Source organism: Serratia sp. BW106, assembly GCF_002607755.1.
GTDB lineage: Bacteria > Pseudomonadota > Gammaproteobacteria > Enterobacterales > Enterobacteriaceae > Serratia > Serratia proteamaculans.
The window spans coordinates 1-1,964 of sequence record NZ_MCGS01000084.1; the positions used below are offsets into that span (position 1 = coordinate 1).

The window sequence follows — 1,964 nt, forward strand, 5'->3', positions numbered from 1 at the left end:
ATAGGCATCGCTATTACGCAGCACCTTGACGTCTTTTTCAGTCGGATTGGCCGCTTTCGCCGCCTTCAGCCCATTGATATCACCCTGAGTGCGGATAACATCCATTGTCTGCCCGGCTATCTCGCCAATCAGCTGCGCCTGCTTCAGCCTATTCTGCTCTTTCTCCTTGTCGAATATCGGCCCGATACTGCCATTGGCGTTCTCGGTATCCCGGCTGAGCTGATTAACATCCTGCTTTTGATTGGCCTGGTCACGAATAACCACGCTACCGCCCGACACCGCCGCCTGCGTGGTGCCTTCTGCGTGCCCTTTATTACCTGCACCGGAAAGGGCTGCGCCTGCCAGATTGGTCAGCAGATCTGACCCAACCGGGCCGCCGCTGCTGATACTACTTTCCCCGGCTATTTATTGCGGAGGTGGGGGAATTTTGGGCCTAGACGCAAGGACCCCAGCCCAAATGGTCGGGGTTAGATCGCTTACTAGATGTTAATAAAAATCCTGTTCTATGTGGCCTTCCTCTTTCAGGATCTCAAGGAAGCGGTTATAGGCTACCTCATCATATTCACGAAGATCATCTAGTAGATTCTCTTCAATTAATGCTCTGTGATAAATACCTGAATGGTAATAAATAAAACCATCTGGTATTGATGAGTCTATAACTTCAACTTTATCTACAAGCCTCCCTGTAATTCGATAAGGCACTAACCCGCCATTATTTCTTGGCAGTCCTAGTAATATAGTTTCCGTACATGACCCATCTATTGACAAGACCCAATAAATAGCAAATATATCAATAAAATGCCCACTAAGCCGACTTTTTATCTTCATTTACTCTCTCCAAAAGATTGTCCAGGCTGTAACTCAGAGCGCTTAGGAGTAATAATTTTCATATCATATGCCTTATTAGTCACCGAGTTATATTGATAATGTATTTCAATATTCCTCCCGTCTGGAAGTTCATGATTAACTGTCATTTTTTCAAACCCAGAAGATTTAGGAAAGCGAGGGTCTGTATTTAAATCCATCCCCTTATCGGAGAATTTAACTCCACTTGACGGATTTTTTTCAATCTGATTCCACAATACCTGCTCATTCAAATCTCTCGGTGTTGTAAACTGTTTACCCGGTTTCGCGGTCGATATCTTCTCCGCCGCACTGATCAGCATCTTATTGCTGATAACAGTCGCGCCTTTACTCACTACAGACAACGCTTTTTCTGCCGGGATTGACGTCAACAGCGCCAACGCATAATCCTTCGCCTCTTGCGCTGTCAGCAATGCCATGACGGTATCGGAGCCAGGGTTGTTGCTCAGGATGGCTTTGATAATATCCGCACTTTCTGGCAAATCACCTTTCACCATTCGAGCAAGGTCAGCTTGTACCTGTTCCGGCGGTAGATTCTTATCCTGAGCATATTGCGCGTAGGACTGTACTGATTGGCCGTAATCCGCCATGCCCTTACCGAAGTCATTGGCACTTAGCGCATTATTCTCCACCGCATTCTTAGCGGCTTGCGAACCTGTCACCACGCCTGCGCTGCTGTCGGCAGCAAGACCGCCCGCCAGCCCTGCGGCCAGTTGACTCAGCGCGCTCACCTGCTGTTTCTCGCTTTCTGTCAGCTCCGAGATTTTACGGCCCTGGAACATCTCACTCAGTATTACTCGCGCGACCAGTTCGCCACCACCGGCACCCACCGCTCCGGCTACCGCTGACTGGTTTTTTAACTGCGCAGCTATCGCACCCAGCACCGCATGTGCCATCGCGTTGGCGGCTACATTGTCATCACCGATACGCGCTTTGATTTCTCTCGCCAGATAAGGTGCCGTACCGCTCGCCAGAGCCCCGGCCAGATTGTTCCCCGCCAGAGCCTGCAATGCCCCCGTTACCGCCTGCGCGGCTCTTTGCATATCGCTGCCGGTGCCATAGCTTTCCATCGCCTTTTTATAGGCATCGCTATTACGCAG

At 49.7% G+C, this 1,964-nt stretch carries 2 protein-coding genes and 1 pseudogene; all 3 read right to left on the bottom strand.

Going from position 1 to position 1,964, the window contains the following annotated elements; translation table 11 throughout:
* Window positions 1–390 (bottom strand): annotated as a pseudogene (locus tag BEI65_RS26640) (hemagglutinin); the annotation flags it as partial.
* Between the two features lie 96 nt (window positions 391–486).
* Window positions 487–828 (bottom strand): hypothetical protein, encoded by a 342-nt coding sequence (locus BEI65_RS26645; RefSeq protein WP_099065747.1) that lies wholly within the window; start codon window positions 826–828, stop codon window positions 487–489.
* Window positions 825–1,964: VENN motif pre-toxin domain-containing protein (locus tag BEI65_RS26650; RefSeq protein WP_232519161.1), on the bottom strand; the 1,140-nt coding region annotated here is incomplete at its 5' end. The genes BEI65_RS26650 and BEI65_RS26645, both read right to left, overlap by 4 nt.

What these genes read in the sequence shown, in the direction of transcription:
- BEI65_RS26645 (WP_099065747.1), bottom strand. Translation starts at nt 828, where the DNA reads ATGAAGATAAAAAGTCGGCTTAGTGGGCATTTTATTGATATATTTGCT.